At 68.6% G+C, this 17,166-nt stretch carries 16 protein-coding genes; 11 read left to right on the forward strand and 5 right to left on the reverse strand.

Going from position 1 to position 17,166, the window contains the following annotated elements:
* Positions 1-2: 2 nt before the first annotated feature.
* The 5 genes from asnB to OG558_RS28355 form a co-directional block, all read right to left on the reverse strand.
* The gene (gene asnB, locus OG558_RS28335) at positions 3-1,922 is read right to left on the reverse strand and encodes an asparagine synthase (glutamine-hydrolyzing) (RefSeq protein ID WP_405065717.1); all 1,920 of its coding nucleotides are present in this window, start codon (positions 1,920-1,922) and stop codon (positions 3-5) included.
* Between the two features lies 1 nt (position 1,923).
* A complete protein-coding gene (locus OG558_RS28340; protein ID WP_405065718.1) occupies positions 1,924-3,153 on the reverse strand; it encodes a glycosyltransferase family 4 protein in 1,230 nt (409 codons plus the stop codon).
* Positions 3,150-4,472 (reverse strand): UDP-glucose dehydrogenase family protein, encoded by a 1,323-nt coding sequence (locus OG558_RS28345; protein WP_405065719.1) that lies wholly within the window; start codon positions 4,470-4,472, stop codon positions 3,150-3,152. The genes OG558_RS28340 and OG558_RS28345 overlap by 4 nt, the downstream gene beginning before the upstream one ends.
* Before the next feature lie 428 nt (positions 4,473-4,900).
* Positions 4,901-5,242, reverse strand: a complete 342-nt coding sequence (locus OG558_RS28350; RefSeq protein WP_405065720.1) for a helix-turn-helix domain-containing protein — start codon at positions 5,240-5,242, stop codon at positions 4,901-4,903.
* A complete protein-coding gene (locus OG558_RS28355; RefSeq protein ID WP_405065721.1) occupies positions 5,239-5,622 on the reverse strand; it encodes a type II toxin-antitoxin system RelE/ParE family toxin in 384 nt (127 codons plus the stop codon). The genes OG558_RS28350 and OG558_RS28355 overlap by 4 nt, the downstream gene beginning before the upstream one ends.
* 141 nt (positions 5,623-5,763) lie before the next feature.
* On the opposite strand from OG558_RS28355, the gene OG558_RS28360 reads away from it, so the two are divergent.
* From OG558_RS28360 to OG558_RS28410, 11 genes are all read left to right on the forward strand, one after another.
* Complete coding sequence (locus OG558_RS28360) at positions 5,764-6,840, forward strand: NAD-dependent epimerase/dehydratase family protein (RefSeq protein WP_405065722.1); 1,077 nt, start codon at positions 5,764-5,766, stop codon at positions 6,838-6,840.
* The gene (locus OG558_RS28365; RefSeq protein WP_329475650.1) at positions 6,840-8,072 is read left to right on the forward strand and encodes a class I SAM-dependent methyltransferase; all 1,233 of its coding nucleotides are present in this window, start codon (positions 6,840-6,842) and stop codon (positions 8,070-8,072) included. Before OG558_RS28360 ends, OG558_RS28365 begins: the two co-directional genes overlap by 1 nt.
* Positions 8,073-8,118: 46 nt before the next feature.
* Positions 8,119-8,976 (forward strand): sugar phosphate nucleotidyltransferase, encoded by an 858-nt coding sequence (locus tag OG558_RS28370; protein WP_329475651.1) that lies wholly within the window; start codon positions 8,119-8,121, stop codon positions 8,974-8,976.
* The gene (locus tag OG558_RS28375; RefSeq protein ID WP_405065723.1) at positions 8,976-9,641 is read left to right on the forward strand and encodes a PIG-L deacetylase family protein; all 666 of its coding nucleotides are present in this window, start codon (positions 8,976-8,978) and stop codon (positions 9,639-9,641) included. Before OG558_RS28370 ends, OG558_RS28375 begins: the two co-directional genes overlap by 1 nt.
* Positions 9,642-9,655: 14 nt before the next feature.
* The gene (locus OG558_RS28380) at positions 9,656-10,777 is read left to right on the forward strand and encodes a class I SAM-dependent methyltransferase (RefSeq protein ID WP_405065724.1); all 1,122 of its coding nucleotides are present in this window, start codon (positions 9,656-9,658) and stop codon (positions 10,775-10,777) included.
* A gap of 2 nt (positions 10,778-10,779) precedes the next feature.
* Positions 10,780-12,072: a hypothetical protein gene (locus OG558_RS28385; RefSeq protein WP_329475654.1), complete on the forward strand. Its 1,293-nt coding sequence runs from the start codon at positions 10,780-10,782 to the stop codon at positions 12,070-12,072.
* Complete coding sequence (locus tag OG558_RS28390; RefSeq protein ID WP_405065725.1) at positions 12,069-13,013, forward strand: glycosyltransferase family 2 protein; 945 nt, start codon at positions 12,069-12,071, stop codon at positions 13,011-13,013. The genes OG558_RS28385 and OG558_RS28390 overlap by 4 nt, the downstream gene beginning before the upstream one ends.
* Before the next feature lie 2 nt (positions 13,014-13,015).
* Complete coding sequence (locus tag OG558_RS28395; RefSeq protein ID WP_405065726.1) at positions 13,016-14,275, forward strand: polysaccharide pyruvyl transferase family protein; 1,260 nt, start codon at positions 13,016-13,018, stop codon at positions 14,273-14,275.
* Between the two features lie 2 nt (positions 14,276-14,277).
* Positions 14,278-14,826, forward strand: a complete 549-nt coding sequence (locus OG558_RS28400) for a dTDP-4-dehydrorhamnose 3,5-epimerase family protein (protein WP_405065727.1) — start codon at positions 14,278-14,280, stop codon at positions 14,824-14,826.
* Complete coding sequence (locus tag OG558_RS28405; protein WP_405065728.1) at positions 14,823-16,139, forward strand: glutamate-1-semialdehyde 2,1-aminomutase; 1,317 nt, start codon at positions 14,823-14,825, stop codon at positions 16,137-16,139. The genes OG558_RS28400 and OG558_RS28405 overlap by 4 nt, the downstream gene beginning before the upstream one ends.
* 125 nt (positions 16,140-16,264) lie before the next feature.
* Positions 16,265-17,164 carry a phytanoyl-CoA dioxygenase family protein gene (locus tag OG558_RS28410; protein ID WP_405065729.1) on the forward strand — a complete coding sequence of 300 codons (900 nt, stop codon included), beginning with the start codon at positions 16,265-16,267 and terminating at the stop codon, positions 17,162-17,164.
* Positions 17,165-17,166: the final 2 nt, after the last annotated feature.

Below are 17,166 nucleotides of genomic sequence, written 5' to 3' on the forward strand. Positions count from 1 at the left end.
CTTCAGAGAGAGGTGATGGTCACGCCGAGGGACCGCATGTTCCGGGTCCAGGTCTCGAGCGTCAGCAGCTGCCAGATCTGCTTCGAGTAGTCCTCACGCCCGGCTCGCTCGTCGTCGACCAGCCGCTGTACGGCGCTCTGCCGCAGGAACCCGCTGCCGACGAGCTCGCCCCGCACCAGGGTGTCGTCGACCAGTTCGCGCAGGTCGTTGCGGATCCACGCCCGCAGCGGCGCGCTGAACGACGCCTTCGGCCGGTAGATGATCTCCTTCGGCAACCAGGCCTCGGCCGCCTTCTTCAGCGCGAGCTTGCTCACCCGCCGGTGGATCTTCTCGCTGCCCGGGATCGAGAACGCCGCCCGCGCGACGATCGGGTCCACGAACGGCGTCCGGACCTCGGTCGACGCGGCCATGCTGGACCGGTCGGTGTAGGCCAGGTTGAGCCCTGGCAGGAACATCCGCGAGTCGGCCAGGCACATCCGGTTCACGTGATCGTCGAGCGTGGTGTCGTGGTAGATGTCGCTGTGCTCGGCGAGCAGCTTCCCGACGTACGGCTCCAGGTCCGGACTGATCAGACCGGCCAGCTGGTCCCCGTCGTACATCGTGTAGCTGCGCCGGAACGCCGTCTCCTCGGACAGGTTCGCGAACGTCTCGAACCGCTTCGCCCAGCGCGCGTACCGCAGGCCGCGACCGTTGACGGTCACCGGCAGCCGCCGGACGGTGGGTCCGATCAGGCCGTTGCGCAGTACGCCGGGAAGCCGCTGGTACTGCGCTCCCATCACGCACGCGAGGTGTTTGCGATAGCCGCCGAACAGCTCGTCGGCGCCCATCCCGGAGAGCAGGACCTTGACGCCGGCGTCGCGGGCGGTGTCGCACATCAGCAGCGTGTTGATCGCGGCCGGGTCGCCGATCGGCTCGTCCAGGATGTCGACGATCCGCGGCAGCAGTTCGACCACGTCCGGGGCGATCTCGATCTCGTGCAGGTCGATGCCGAACTGCTGGGCCACCTTGCGGGCGTAGATCGCGTCGTCGGGCATCGCCTCGAGTCGCTGGTCCTGCGCGCGGAAGGTGATCGTGTACGAGTCGACACTCGGATCGAGCCGCTTCGCCAGCACGGTGACCAGGCTGGAATCGAGACCGCCGCTGAGGAAGGTGGAGACGGGTACGTCGGCGACCATGTGCGCGGCGACGGATTCCTCGATCACCGTACGCAGGTCGGCGCGCGGCCCGGCCGCTGCCTCGGTCGCGACGTCGGTCACGCGCCAGTACGTCTCGTGCCGGCTACTGCCGTCCGGCCGGAACTCGGCCCACGAACCCGGCGGCAGCTTGTCCACGCCCTCGATCGAGCAGCGCTGCTCGGGCAGCCAGTAGTAGAGCATCGACGCGATCAGCGCGCCGGGCTCGGTGCGGAGCTCCGGTCCGATCGCGGCGACCAGCGCCTTCAGCTCGGACGCGAAGATCACGCCGCCCTCGCGGCGGAGGAAGTACAGCGGCTTGATGCCGAGCGGGTCGCGGGCCAGGTACATGCTGCCGCTGTCCTCGTCGAGCATCGCGAACGCGAACATGCCGCGGAACCGCCTGAGTGCGTCCGGGCCCCACCGCCGCCAGGCCTCCAGCACCACCTCGGTGTCGCCGTTGGTCCGGAACGCGACGCCGGCCCTGGACAGCTCGGCCCGCAGTTCCTTGTAGTTGTAGAGCTCGCCGTTGTAGCAGATCGTCAGGCCGCGCTTGCTGAACGGCTGGTCCGCTTCCGACGACAGGTCGATGATCGACAACCGGCGGTGCGCCAGGTACGCGCGAACGTCGCCGTCCTCGAACGGGTACACCGCCGAGGCGTCCGGACCGCGGTGCGCGATCCGGTCGCTCATCGTCTCGGCGAGGGCGAACCCGTCGCGCTGCTGGTAGCAGCCGGCGATGCCGCACACCTCAGGACCCCGTGGCCCGGGCGACGTCGCCGACGTGGCTGACGTGACCGGTGAGCTGGTCGTACACCTCGAGGTAGGCCTTGCGCTGGTGGTTCCAGGCGAGCACCCGCTCGACCCGCTCGCGACCCAGCTTGCCCATCCGGCGGCGCCGGACCTCGTCGTCGAGCAGGTCGACGATCGCGTCGCCGTACTGCGCGACGTCGTTGGGCTCGACGTACACGGCGGCGTCCTCGGCCGACACCTTGGTCTCGATCAGGTCGAAGGCGACAACAGGGAGCTCGAAGGCCATGTACTCCATCGTCTTGTTCATCGTCGACACGTCGTTGAGCGGATTCTTCGGATCCGGCGACAGGCCGAGGTCCGCGGTCGACATCACCGCGCGGACGGTCTCGTCCGGCACCCGGCCGGTGAACTCGACGTGGTCGCCGAGCCCGAGCTCGTCGCGCAGCGCCACGACGTCGTCGAAGGAGTCACCGCCACCCATCAGCGTGAACGCGACGTCGGTTCGGCCGAGCTTGTTCACGATGTGATCGGCCGCGCGGACGACGATGTCGACGCCGTCCTGCGGTCCCATCACGCCGATGTAGGTGACCAGGTAGCGGTGACCGCGGCGGAGCGACTCGTCCGCTCCGCCGCGGCGCAACTTGTCCGGGTCCGGCCCGGTGCGGACCACGGTCACGTCGTGGTTCGCCTTGCCGCTGCGGGTGATCGCGATCCGCCGGTACGAGTCGTTCGTCGAGATGACGTGATCGGCCTTGCGGTGCGTCATCCGCTCGAGGAACCGCAGTCCCTTGTACGGCAGGCTCGTCGTACCGCCGAAGCGGGACTGGAACAGCTCCGGGCACAGGTCGTGGTGGTCGAAGACGAACTTGGTCCCGTCCAGCCGGCGCAGCAGCATCGCGATCGGCCAGAAGATGTCCGGCGGGTTGCAGGCCTGCATGACCTGGAACTTGCCGGCCTTGCGGGCCCGCAGCACCAGCCGCAGCGTCATCAGGAACGAGTACGCGTACTCGGTGACGAACCCGACCTTACTGCCGCCCGGCGCGTACGCCTTGTACTGGTGCACGGTCACGCCGTCGATGACCTGGTACGACGGGTCGCCCGGACCCTTCGGGCACACGACGGTCACGTCGTACCCGGAGGCCACCAGGGCCTTGCACTCCAGCCAGACCCGGCGGTCGAACGGGACCCAGAGGTTCTGGATGATGATCAGGACGCGCGGACCGTTCACCAGCCCACTCCTTCATATCCGGGCAGCGCCTCGACGGCGTCGCCGAGCCGGCCGCTCAGGTCGATGGTGCGGGCCGGCGGCGAGCTGAGCAGGGCGTTCACGGCCGCGCTGTCGGTGGCCGAGACGATGGCCAGATCGGCACCCTCGAGGGCTGCCGCCGGGTCGTCGGTGAGCACCCGTTGCAGGTGCGGAAGCTTGGACCTGACGTGCCGCAGGTTCGCGCCGACCAGGCGGCTCGGGTTCACGATCGCGTCGTAGATGCGCAGGTTGTAGCCCTTGCCGAGCAGCCGCTCGGCCAGCTCGACGTTCGGACTCTCCCGCAGGTCGTCGGTGGCGTGCTTGAAGCTCAGGCCGAGCAGCGCGATCTCGCGGCCCGGACCGGCCACGACCCGGTCGACGACGTCGCTCACGGCCCGCTCGTTGGTGGCCAGCGTGCCGGCCAGCAGCGGCAGGTCGGTGTTGTTGACCCGGGCCAGGTGCAGCACCGAGCGCAGGTCCTTGGGCAGGCACGAGCCGCCGAACGCGAAGCCGGGCTTCAGGTAGTACGGCGAGATGTTCAGGCTGGTGTCCTGGACGAAGATCCGCATCACCTCACGCGAGTCGACGCCGTAGTGCCGGAAGATCCGGCCCATCTCGTTGGCGAACGAGACCTTGGTCGCGTGGAACGCGTTGCACGCGTACTTGAGCGCCTCCGCGGTCCGGACGTCGACAATCTGAACGTCGACGCCGAGGAATCCGAACAGGTCGGCCAGAGCGGTACCGACCGTCGGGTTCCGGGTGCCGACCACCACGAACGGCGGGTCGTAGAAGTCCGCCAGGCCCGAGCCCTCGCGGAGGAACTCCGGCGTCATCGCCGTACCGAAGGAAAGACCCTCCGGCGGCGGTACCTCGGCCAGTACCTGTTCGACCACCTCGTCGACGGTGCCCGGTGGGACCGTGCTGCGGACCACGATGCTGTGGAAACCGGAGATCGGCGGGTTCACGACCTGCGCGGCCTCGGCGATGTCGCGGACCGCGCGCCGGATGTAGGTGAGATCGGTACTGCCGGCCTGTGTCGACGGCGTCCCCACGCAGATCAAGGAGACGTCGGCGCGCTCCAGCGCGAGCCGCGGATCGGTGGTCGCGTGCAATCTGCCCGCGGTGACCCCCTCCGCCACCAGCTCGTCCAGGCCGGGTTCGACCACCGGGCTGTGTCCCTCTGTGATCGGACCGACCTTCGCAGTGTCGACATCGACCCCCCAGACATCGTGGCCGTTGGCAGCCAGGCACGCGGCCGTCACCGAACCCACATAGCCCAAGCCGAATACGGCAACCTTCATAACGCCCCCCACAGGCTCATGACGCAGGCATCCCCCACGTACGTCAGCGCACAGGAGAGCACGCAGGCCGGTGCGCTGATACATGCCTGTGGAAAATGGGTTCAGGGAAATTGCGCGGAACGGATCCTGAGTCACGCAACGTGTTCGGCGCCCCAGACATCGGAGTGAGCATGGAAGCTCTCTACGACCTGCCCTCCGGAGACCGGGTGCCGGGGCGCAGACGACGCCGCACAGGATTCCGGTGCCGCCGGATCTGATCCGGCAGGCGGCGATTCTGCGAGACAGCCCGCCAGCCGGCACGACGCCGGCGCCGCAGGCGGCGCCCCTGGCGGAGGTCAATCGCCCGTCCGGCCCCGGACGTTCCCAGTCTCAGGAGCGCTGAGCGCGATCGGCTCGTCCGGGCGTGGACGACGAGACCCTGGCGGAGGTCAGGCGGCGTCTGTTGTGTGTGCGATGAAGGAGACCTCGGTCCTGTCGTCGTCGAGCGCGATGTTGAGTGACGCGTCGAGCGCCTGTGCGAGCCTCGCTAGCAGGGGCAGCGTGGGAACCGTGTCGGAACCTTCGATCCGCGAGATCTTGGCCTGCGTCAGGCCGGCACGTGCGGCCAGCTCGGTCTGGGTGAGCCCGAGCTCCGTCCGCCGTCCGTGAACAGCTTGCGCGAGGGCCATCGACAAGCGGATCTCGCGACGAGCATCGGCGACATCTCCAGGCTCGGTGAAGCCCGCCCCGAGCTTCCGCTCGCGCAATGTCTTCCAACGACTGTGGCTCATGGCTCGATCTCGCCTTCCTCGATGGTCCGGAAGAACTCCTGATGTGCTGGGCCGTGCTCTGTCTCACAGACCTTCTTGGCCAGCACGGCACGCGTGACCTCGGAGTTCTCCCGCATGCGCGTCTTCCGAAAGACAGTCAGCAGGACGACTCTCCGATCAGGTGCTAACCAATAGGTGATCCGGATGGCGGCGCCGTCGAGGGTCGGACGTAGCTCCCGAACGCCCTCACCGAGGTGTCGTGCGTACGGTTCTCCGAGTGACGGAGCATGTTCGGCGAGCAACCCGACGAACTCGTCGACCTTGAGGAAATGTTTGGCGGGGAGACTTTCCAGCCAGGCGCGGACCTCCGGCTCGACCTCGATCGCGTAGAGCTCGTCCACACCCCGACGCTATATGTCGTCGACGACATATGCAATCCGGTCTACGGCGCGATCGAACCCGAATCCGGTTCGGATGTATCAGACCGGCGCCTCGGTGATCTGTTTGTGCGAATGACAGAGCCGAGGCGTGGGGAGCGACGGATGAGGGTTCTGGTCACCGGGGATCGGGGTTACATCGGGGCCGTGATGGTGCCGTTCCTGCGGGATGCTGGGCATCAGGTGGACGGGTTGGACACCGGGTTGTACGAGGGGTGCGACCTGCTGGGGGGCCCGGATCCGATCGGGCGCCGCAAGCCGCGGGACATGCGGGACGTGACGGCGGGGGAGCTCGAGGGGTACGACGCGGTGGTCTGTCTGGCCGCGCTGTCGAACGACCCGCTCGGCAACCTCGACAAGGCCGCGACGTACTCGGTGAACCTGGAGGGCACGCTGAACGTCGCGCGCGCCGCCAAGGACGCGGGCATCGAGAGGTTCCTGTTCGCGTCGTCCTGCAGCCTGTACGGCGCGGCCGGCTCCGAAGCCGTCGCCGAGGACGCCGAGATGTTCCCGGTCACGCCGTACGGCGAGACCAAGGCGCTGGCCGAGCAGGAGCTGGCCAAGCTTGCCGACGACACCTTCAGCCCGACATACCTGCGCAACGCCACCGCGTACGGCGCCTCGACCCGGCTGCGGCTCGACATTGTCGTGAACAATCTGACCGCGATCGCGATGACCAGCGGTCAGGTCCGGCTGGAGAGCGACGGCACGCCGTGGCGCCCGCTGGTCCACATCGAGGACATCAGCCGGGCGTTCCTGACCGTGCTGGAGTCGCCACGCGAGGTGATCCACGACCAGGCGTTCAACGTCGGCCGGTCCGAGGACGTCGTCCAGGTCCGCGACATCGCCGAGATGGTCCGCGAGGCGGTGCCCGGCTCGACCCTGTCGATCGCCGACGGCGCCGGCCCGGACCTGCGCAACTACAAGGTCGACTTCAGCAAGATCAACGACACCTTCCCGCAGCTGCAACTGCAGTGGACGGTCCGCAAGGGCGTCGACGAGCTGTACAACGCCTACCAGCGGCACGGCCTGACGCTCGACGACTTCAACTCCGCCCAGTTCGTCCGGCTGCGCCGGATCCAGCAACTGCTCGGCGCGGGCCTGGTCGACGACCAGCTGCGCCGGCAGACCGACGACCAGTTCCCCGGTCCTGGGGACGCTCTATTCGAGGAGAAGCACTGATGGGGGAATCAGTCGCCTGCCGCCTCTGTGGCCAGACACTGACGCGGACGTTCGTCGACCTGGGGATGTCGCCGCCGTGCGAGAGCTACCTGCGCGCCGACCAGCTGGACAGCGGTGAGACGTTCTACCCGCTGCACGTCCGGATCTGTGACAACTGCCTGCTGGTCCAGCTGCCGGCGTACGTCGCGGCCGACGACGTGTTCAGCGACTACCTGTACTTCTCGTCGTACTCGACCAGCTGGGTGGAGCACGCCCGCCGGTTCGTCGTCGACATGCAGGAGCGGCTCGACCTCGGCGCCGAGAGCCTGATCGTCGAGGCCGCCAGCAACGACGGCTACCTGCTGCAGCACGCGACCGCGCTCGGTATCCCGGTGCTCGGCATCGAGCCGGCCGCGAACATCGCCGAGATCGCCAACGAGAAGGGCATCCGGACCGAGAGCTACTTCCTCGGCGAGGAGACCGGCAAGGACGCGGCGTCCCGGCACGGGCAGGCGGACCTTGTCGTCGGCAACAACGTGTTCGCGCACGTGCCGGACATCGTCGACTTCGCCAAGGGCCTGCGCGCGCTGGTGAAGGACGACGGCCTGGTGTCGCTGGAGTTCCCGCATCTGCTCCGGCTGATCGAGCGTCGTCAGTACGACACGATCTACCACGAGCACTACCAGTACCTGACCCTGAAGACCGCCGCGCTGGCGCTGGAGAAGGCCGGCCTGACGGTGGTCGACGTCCAGGAACTGGCCAGCCACGGCGGGTCCCTGCGGGTGATGTCGACGCCGATCGAGACCGCGGGGGAGCCGTCCGAGCTGGTCGGCAAGGTCCTGAAGGACGAGGAGGACGCCGGCCTGCACACGGTCGAAGGCCACATGGGCTTCGCCAAGGAGGTCTTCACGATCAAGGCCGAGCTGCTCGAGTTCCTGATCCAGGCCCAGCGCGACGGCAAGACGGTCGCCGGGTACGGCGCACCCGGCAAGGGCAACACGCTGCTGAACCACTGCGGCATCCGCGAGGACCTGCTGACGTACACGGTGGACCGCAGCCCGCACAAGCACGGCATGTTCCTGCCGGGCACGCACATCCCGATCTTCGCCCCGGAGCGCCTCGCCGAGACGCGCCCCGACTACATCGTGATCCTGCCGTGGAACCTGCGGGAGGAGATCGTCCATCAGCTCGGCTACGCACGGGAGTGGGGCGCGAAGTTCGTCGTCCCCATCCCCCGTCTCGAACTGATCTGAATCGTCTTAGGGATCTGAAAAACGTGTTGGGGGGAAGGGAAGTCAGATGAAGGTCGTGATCTTCTGTGGGGGGTTCGGGCTGCGGATGCGCAGTGGGGTGGACTCCGCACCGAAACCGATGATGACGATCGGCGACCGGCCGGTCCTGTGGCATGTGATGCGGTACTACGCACACTTCGGCCACACCGAGTTCATCCTGTGCCTGGGCTTCGGGGGGTCCGCGGTCAAGGAGTACTTCCTGCGCTACGAGGAGACGGTCTCCAACGACTTCGTGATGTCGAAGGGCGGGCAGCGGATCCAGCTGCTCGACTCCGACATCAGCGAGTGGAAGATCACCTTCGTCGACACCGGGATCGACACCAGCATCGGTGAGCGGCTGCGCCGGGTCCGTCCGTACCTGGAGGACGACGACGCCTTCCTGGCGAACTACGGCGACGTGCTGACCGACGCACCGATGGACAAGATCGTCGACCACGTGATGACCAGCGACATCACCGCCAGCCTGCTCGCGGTACCGCCGCAGGCGTCCTTCCACGTGGTCGAGTTCGACAACGATTCCCGGATCACCGGGCTGCGGTCGGCCGCCGACCTGAACGTGTGGATCAACGGCGGGTACTTCGTGATCAAGAAGGAGATCTTCGACGTCCTGCACGAGGACGAGGATCTGGTCGGCGACGCGTTCCCACGGCTGTCCGCGATGCGCAAGCTGGAAGCGATCCCGCACCACGGGTTCTGGGCGCCGATGGACACCCTCAAGGAACGCAGCCAGCTCGAGGAGCTGTACCGGTCGGGCAAGAAGCCGTGGGCGCTGTGGAGCCACGAGGCGCGGGAGCAGCAGGCCCAGGTCTTCGACAAGGCGGCCCTCAACGGATCGGCCGACGGGCCGGTAGTGGTGGCGATCTGATGCTGCCGTTCCAGCTCGGCCTGATCGACGGGCCGGTCCACCTGGTTGCCCTCGGCGCCCATCCGGACGACATCGAGATCGGCTGCGGCGGCACGCTGCTCAAGCTGGCCGAGTCGGTGCCGGAGCTGACCGCCGAGTTCGTGATCGCGACCGGGTCCTCGCTCCGGCTGCAGGAGGCCCGCCGCGCGGCGGAGCTGTTCCTGCCCGACTGCGAGGTGACCGTCACCTCGGCCGAGCTGCCGGACGGCCGGTTGCCGTCGTACTGGAACGAGACCAAAGAGTTGCTAGAGGCAACGGCTCGGGGCGCTGACACCGGTTCTGGGCGTCGCCCCGATCTGGTGCTGGCGCCGAGCCGCACCGACGCGCACCAGGACCACCGGCTGATCGCCGAACTGGCGCCGACGGTGTGGCGCAACCAGCTGGTGCTGCACTACGAGATCCCCAAGTGGGACGGCGACATCAGCCGGCCGTGGCTGTACGTCGAACTGACCGAGGAGCAGCTGCGGGAGAAGGTCGCCCGGCTGCACAAGGCCTACCCGTCCCAGGTCCCGCACGACTGGTTCGACGAAGAGGTCTTCGCCGGGCTGGCCCGGCTGCGCGGGATGGAGTGCCGGGCGAAGTACGCCGAAGCGTTCACCACGGCCAAGGCGATGTTGACATGGTGACCGGAGGGGGAGCAGTGAGCTTCAAGTGTCGTGGGTGCGCGGGGGAGAACGTCGTACCGGTGGTGGATCTGGGTGCGCAGCCCTGCGCCGACTACTTCCCGACCGCGGACACGCCAGGGCCGGATCCGCGCTGGCCGCTGGAGCTGTGGCTGTGCCGGGACTGCACGCTGGTCCAGCTCGGTCCGGTCGAGCCGCAGCTGCCTGAGCCGCCGCTGGCGGTCGAGTCGGCGACGAGCATCGCGCACGCCGAGTCGTCGGTGAAGGAACTGCTGCGGGACTACCCGGAGCTCGCCGGTGGCGTGGTCTTCGAGTTCGCCAGCCACCACGGTGGCTCCTGGCTCGAGCACCTGTACGCCGAGGGGTGCCGGCTGGCCGGTGACGGCGAACGGGCCGACCTGGTGGTCGACGTCCACGGCATCGCACACGAGCCGGCGGTCGGCGAGCTGATGCAGCTCCGCGCCGAGCGGCTCGCGCCCGGCGGCCTCCTGGTGCTGGAGTTCCACCACCTGTTGCCGTTGTTCATCGGCAACCAGTTCGACACCATCCGGCACGGTCACTGGTCCTACCTGTCGCTGCGGGCGGTGCAGCGGCTGGGCGCGCTCTACGGTCTGACGGTCGAGTCGGTGAAGCAGGTCGACATGTTCGGCGGCAGCCTGATGGTGATGCTCCGGCACACCGAAGACGCCGAGCCGGACCCGTCGGTCGACGTACTGCTCGAGGACGAGGACGCCGCGGGAATCGCCGACGAGGTGCAGCTGGCCAGTCTGCAAGAGGCTGCGTGGCATGCCGCCGGTGCGCTCCACGACGTGCTGACCCGTCACAAGGCCGCCGGCCGGACAGTGCTCGGGTACGGCGCTCCGTCGAAGGCGCCGGTGTTGCTGGACCTGAGCAAGGTCGGGACCGACCTGCTGCCGTTCACTGTCGACGCCGCACCCGGTAAGCACGGACGCCGGATCCCCGGCGGCTGCGGCGTACCGATCCGGCCCATCGACGAACTGCGCGCGGCGCGGCCCGACGTCGTACTGATCCTGACCTGGGACATCGCCGACGAGGTGATCTCGCAGCTCGAGGCCGCCGGCGGCTGGGGTGCGACGTACCTGGTCCCGCTGCCGGAGCCCCACGAGATGGGCCGCTGACAATGCGCGGAGTCCTGCGCCGCCTCACCTGGGGACTGGCTGATCAGGCTGTGACCAGCCTGGTCAGCTTCGTGGTGGGCATCGTCGTCGCCCGCGAGCTCGGCGCGCTGGAGTTCGGCGCGTTCAGCCTCGCGTGGGTGACGTACGGCGTGGTGGTCAACATCTCGCGTGGCCTGGGGACCGATCCGCTGGCCGTGCGCTTCAGCGGGGTCGAGCGACCGCTCTGGCGGACGGCGGTCGCGAGTTCGTCCGGGATGGCGATCGCGGTCGGCCTGATCCTCGGCGCGGCCTGCGCCGCCGTCGGTGCGCTGCTCGGTGGACACACGGGTGCGGGATTCATCGCCTTGGGCATCGTGCTGCCCGGACTGATGCTGCAAGACAGTTGGCGGTTCGCGTTCTTCACATCGGGGCAAGGCGGCAAGGCCTTCGTCAGTGACATCACCTGGGCACTCGCCCTGGTGCCGCTGCTGTATCTGGCCTCGCAGGACGCGAGTGTGACCAGATTCGTGCTGGCGTGGGGCGGGGCCGGAGCGTTCGCGGCGCTGGTGAGCGGGCTGCAGGCCGGCATCATGCCGCGGGTGTCGCGGGCGCTGCACTGGTTCCGGGACCACCGTGACCTCAGCGTGCGCTACCTGACCGAGAACCTGACCATCAGCGGCGCCTACCAGCTCCGGATGTACGGGCTCGGCGCGTTCGCCGGGCTCGCCGCGGTCGGCACGGTCCGCGGCGCAGAGATGTTGCTCGGACCGTTCTTCATCGTCCTGTCCGGTGTCGGCCTGGTCGCGGTGCCCGAGGCGGCGCGGGTGCTGCGGCGATCGGTCCGGGCTTTGCCGATCTTCTGCCTGGCGCTCGGCGGCGCGCAGTTCGTCGCGGCGCTGGCCTGGGGGCTGGTACTGCTGGTCGCCTTGCCGGACGCCTGGGGGCACGCATTGCTCGGTGAGGTCTGGCTGACCTCCTCGGCATTGTTGCTGCCGGCAACTCTGTCGGTGGCGAACGCCGGGTTCAACACCGGCGCCGCGGCCGGCCTGCGCGCGCTCGGGGTCGCCCGGCGCAGTCTACGGGCGCAGTTGTGCGCCTCGGCGTTCTACCTGGTCGGCGGCGTTGCGGGCGGTGTGATCGGTGGCGCCCGGGGGTCGGCCTGGGGCGCCGCGTGCGCGACGTTCTGCGCCGCCTTCGTCTGGTGGTTCACGCTGCGGATCGGGGTCCGCGAACGAAAGCAGCTGGAAGCGCAGCTGGAGTCTGAGCCGGCCGCGGCGGTTGACCGGCAGGAGATGCCTGAAATGAGGAGCACATGAACGCGCAACCGCGGCTGAGTGTCGGCCTTCCGGTCTACAACGGCGAGAAGTACCTCAGGGAGTCCCTGGACGCCCTGCTGGGGCAGAGCTACGGCGACTTCCACCTGATCATCTCCGACAACGCCTCGACCGACAGCACGGAGGAGATCTGCCGGGAGTACCTGGCCAAGGACTCGCGGATCAGCTACTTCAAGCAACCGGTGAACATCGGTGCCACCCCGAACCACAACTGGACGTTCGACCAGTCCAGCACCGAGCTGTTCAAGTGGGCGTCGTACGACGACCTCTACGGCCGGGATCTGCTGACCCGCTGCATCGAAGCGCTGGACGCCGACCCGTACCTGGTACTCGCGCACGCCCACCAGGCGATCATCGACGGCAACGGCGACATCGTGCTGAAGGTCGACTACCCGCTGGACACCGCGAACCCGCACGCACCGGACCGGTTCCGCAGCCTGCTGTTCGACGTCGGCGGCGACGACTTCTACGGCGTGATGCGCTCCGACATCCTGCGCCGTACGCCGCTGAACGGCAGCTACCACCACTCGGACCGGACGATCATGGCCGAGCTGGCCCTGTACGGACGGTTCCACCAGGTGCCCGAGCTGCTCTTCTTCCGTCGCGACCACCCTGACCGGGCCGAGCGGGCCAAGCCGACCATCCGGTCCCGATCGGCGAACATGGAGCCGCGGCGGGCGAGCCGGCTGCGTCATCCCACCGTCCGGCTGGTCTCGGAGTACATCGGCGGCTTCGTCGGCGGGATCCGGCGGGCGCCGCTGTCGTCGGCCGACCGGCGGGAGTGCTACGGCCATCTGACCCGCTGGCTGGCGAGCCGCGCCGTACGCCGCTCGACGGGCCGGATCGAGGACAGCAAGCCGGCGGCGCCGCCGACCGCGATCCCGGAGAGCTCCGGAGTCGTCCGGGGCCGGGAGGTCTCGTAGGCATGAACGACGCAGGCAGGCCGCGGGTCGCCTTCTTCGGCCTGCTGGGATCCGGCAACATCGGCAACCACGGCTCGCTCGACGCGATGCTGGCCTTCGTCCGGGCCCGGCATCCGGAGGCGGAGATCAGCTGCGTGTGCGCCGGACCCGAGGTGTTCGAGCAGCAGTACGGCATTCCGTCGGTCGCCATCACGTGGTACCAGCAACACGGCTCTGGCCGCTCCAGGCTCGACTCCGTTGCGCGCAAGGCGTTCGGCAAGGTGGCCGACCTGGTCCGGATGCCGCGGCTGCTCCGCCAGTACGACGTGGTGATCGTGCCTGGCATGGGAGTGTTCGAGACCACGCTGGAGCTGCGGCCGTGGGGCTGGCCGTACGCACTGTTCCTGATGACGCTGTCGGCACGGATGACCGGCACGAAGACCGCGTTCGTCAACGTCGGTGCGAACGTGGCCCGCGAGCGGTCGCTGCGGTGGCTGTTCACCGGGGCCGCGCGGCTTGCGTCGTACCGCTCCTACCGGGACGGGTACTCCCGGGACGCGATGCGGCAGATGGGTCTCGACACGAGTGCGGACGAGGTCTACCCGGACCTGGCTTTCGCGTTGCCCGAACCCGCTGAGCCGGCGCCCGCCGATGAGACGCGGCGCACGGTCGGCCTCGGAGTGATGGCTTATCGCGGCACCAACGCCGACCGGGGCCGAGCCGACGAGATCTACGCGGCGTACACCGCGAAGATCGTCGAGTTCGCCCGCTGGCTCGTCGACCAGGACTACCGGATCCGCCTCGTCACCGGCGACCCGAGCGACCTGTCGGTGGTCGAAGCGGTCCAGGACGACCTGCGGCAGACCCGGCCGGACCTGGCCGAGGACCGGTTGATCAGCGAGCCGGCCGATTCGCTCGGTGAACTGATGGCACAGCTCGCCGGAACCGACGTGGTGGTCGCCTCGCGCTATCACAACGTGTTGTCCGCGCTGAAGCTGTCGATACCGACCATCTCGATCAGCTACGGGACCAAGAGCGACCTGCTGATGGAGCAGATGCGGCTGGCCGAGTTCCGGCAGCCGATCCAAGGTCTCGACGTGGCGCGGCTGATCGATCAGTTCCGCGCGCTCGAGGCCCGGGCGGCCGCGGTCGTCCCGGCCATGCGTGCACGGAACGCCGAGTACGCCGAGGCACTCGAGCGGCAGTACGACGTACTGTCCGCTGCGTTGTTCGGGGCCGGTACGACGCCCCGCGTCGCGGTGGACATCGAACAGGGGGAATAGCGATGGACGTCATCGAGGTACCGGGAATCGCGGGGGCGCTGGTGTTCCGGCCGAGTCCGCACCGGGACGAGCGGGGGTTCTTCTCGCGCACCTTCGACCGTGATGTGGTGAAGGGGGCCGGGCTCGACCCGGACGCCTTCGTCCAGGACAGCATCTCCCGCTCGCGGCGTGGCGTCGTCCGCGGGATGCACATCCGCGCAGGCGCGGGCGAGGCCAAGCTCGTCCGCTGTTCGTACGGCGAGGTGTTCGATGTCGTGATCGACCTGCGCCCGGGCTCACCGACGTACCGGAACCGTGAGGTCTTCGACCTGACCGGCGACAACCAGGTGACGGTCTACGTCCCGGCCGGGTGTGCGCACGGGTTCCAGGCGCTCACCGAGCCGGCCGACGTGTCGTACCGGATCGACCGGGCCCACGACCCGTCCGAGGACGTCTCGATCGCGTTCGACGATCCGGACCTGGACATTCCCTGGCCGCTGCCGGTCACGCTGATGTCCGACCGGGACAAGGCGGCTCCCTCGCTCGCTCTGGCCACTGCGAGGCTGACATGACCACATCGTTCGGCAACTCGATCGCGGCGAACAAGCGGCTGCAGGACCTGATCCCCGGCGGCGCGCACACGTACGCCAAGGGCGAGGACCAGTACCCGGAGGACATGGCGCCGGTGATCTCGCACGGCTCCGGCGCGCACGTCTGGGATGTCGACGGCAACGAGTACATCGAGTACGGCTCCGGCCTGCGCGCGGTCAGCCTCGGGCACGCGCACCCGAAGGTGGTCGAGGCGGTCCGGCGCGAGCTCGACCGCGGCTCCAACTTCGTCCGCCCGAGCATCATCGAGCTCGAGGCGGCCGAACGCTTCCTCACCTCGGTCCCGACGGCCGAGATGGTGAAGTTCACGAAGAACGGCTCGGACGCCACCACCGCCGCGGTCAAGCTGGCCCGCGCGGTGACCGGACGGCCGCTGGTCGCGCTCTGCTCCGACCAGGCGTTCTTCTCGATCGACGACTGGTTCATCGCCCGGACGCCGATGTCGGCCGGCATCCCCGGTGAGATCGGCGAGCTGACGATCGGCTTCCCGTACGGCGATCTGGTCGCGACCGAGGAACTGCTGACCCAGCACGAGGGCCAGGTCGCCTGCCTGATCCTCGAGGCGGCGACCCAGCACGACCCGCCGGCCGGGTACCTCGAAGGCCTGCGCGACCTGGCCCACCGCCACGGCGCGCTGCTGATCTTCGACGAGATGATCACCGGCTTCCGTTTCTCGGCTTCCGGCGCACAAGGCCTGTACGGCGTGGCGCCGGACCTCTCCACCTTCGGCAAGGCACTCGGCAACGGGTTCGCCGTGTCGGCGCTGGCGGGTCGGCGCGAGCTGATGGAGCGCGGGGGACTGCGGGACAACCATGAGCGGGTGTTCCTGCTCAGCACGACCCATGGCGCCGAGACGCACGCCCTCGCGGCCGCGATCGCCACCATGAACGTCTACGAGGAGGAAGGCATCTCGGCTCGCCTGCACGAGCTGGGTGACAAGCTCGCGGCCGGTGTCCGCGAGGTCGCCGCCGCGGCCGGGGTCCGGGATCACGTCCTCGTCCGCGGCCGGGCCAGCAACCTGGTCTTCGCGACGCTCGACGAGACCTTGACGCCGTCGCAGCCGTACCGCACGCTCTTCCTCCGGGAACTAATCCTCGGCGGCGTCATCGGCCCATCGTTCGTGGTGAGCGCGGCTCTCACCGACGAGGACATCGCCCGGACGGTGGAGGTCGTCGCCGGAGCGTGCGCGGTCTACCGCGAGGCACTCGACACCGGCGACCCGAAGGGATGGATGGGCGGCCGCCCGGTCAAACCGGTCTTCCGCCGCTACACGTAATCGCTGTACATAGACACGACGCGCTGGGGGGCGCGCCCGCCGATGACCTCTCGAGGTAGCCGGCTGGGGTACGGGGACTTGGTCCGAGCCGGTAAGGAGCCGGTTCGACGAGAGGGGGGTTCATCATGCATTCCATCTATGTCGACGCCGAGTTCGGCGACGACGAACGCAGGCAGAAGCTGTACGACGGCGACCTGTTCGTCTACTCGCCGCGGCCGTCCACGCTGGCGCTGACGGAGTTCGCGGCCGCGATGGCCCGGGAGGCCTTCGCGCCGCTGGACCCGGAGACGGCGCAGTTCGAGATGGCCGTCGAGGACTACGCGGCGCTGCTGGCCGAGCTGAAGCCGGCGTTCATCCATCACCCGGAGTCCAAGCGGCTGATCCAGGAGATGCTGGCCGACTTCGGCTGCGACGAGGAGCAGACCTACTTCGACGTACCGCGGATGCGGAGCTCGACGTCGAACGACTACCTCACCACCGGGATCGCGTTCGCGTTCCATCCGCACCGCGACACGTGGTACTCGGCGCCGCACTTCCAGCTCAACTGGTGGCTGCCGATCTTCGCGATCAGCGACGACAACGGGCTGGCCTTCCACCCGAGGTACTGGCAGACCCCGGTCCGGAACAGCTCCCGGGTCTACAACTACGCGGAGTGGAACGCGACGAGCCGGAAGATCGCCGCGACCCAGATCGGCACCGACACCCGGATCCAGCCGGTGCCGGAGGAGGAGGTCGAACTGACGCCGCAGATCCGGCCGATCTGCAAGCCCGGCGGCATCATCCTGTTCTCCGGGGCCCAGTTGCACTCCAGCGTGCCGAACACGTCGGGGCGGACCCGGTTCAGCATCGATCTGCGGACGGTGCACCTGGGCGATGCGGTCGCGGGCCTGACCGCACCGAACATCGACTCGGACTGCACCGGTACGACGATGGGCGACTACCTGCGGGTCAGCGACCTGGAGCACGTCCCGGCCGAGGTCGTCGACGCCTTCGACACTCCGAAGGTCGACGACGAGGTCGCCTGAGT

Origin of the sequence: Kribbella sp. NBC_01510, assembly GCF_045040325.1 — a bacterium.
Taxonomy (GTDB): Bacteria; Actinomycetota; Actinomycetes; order Propionibacteriales; family Kribbellaceae; genus Kribbella.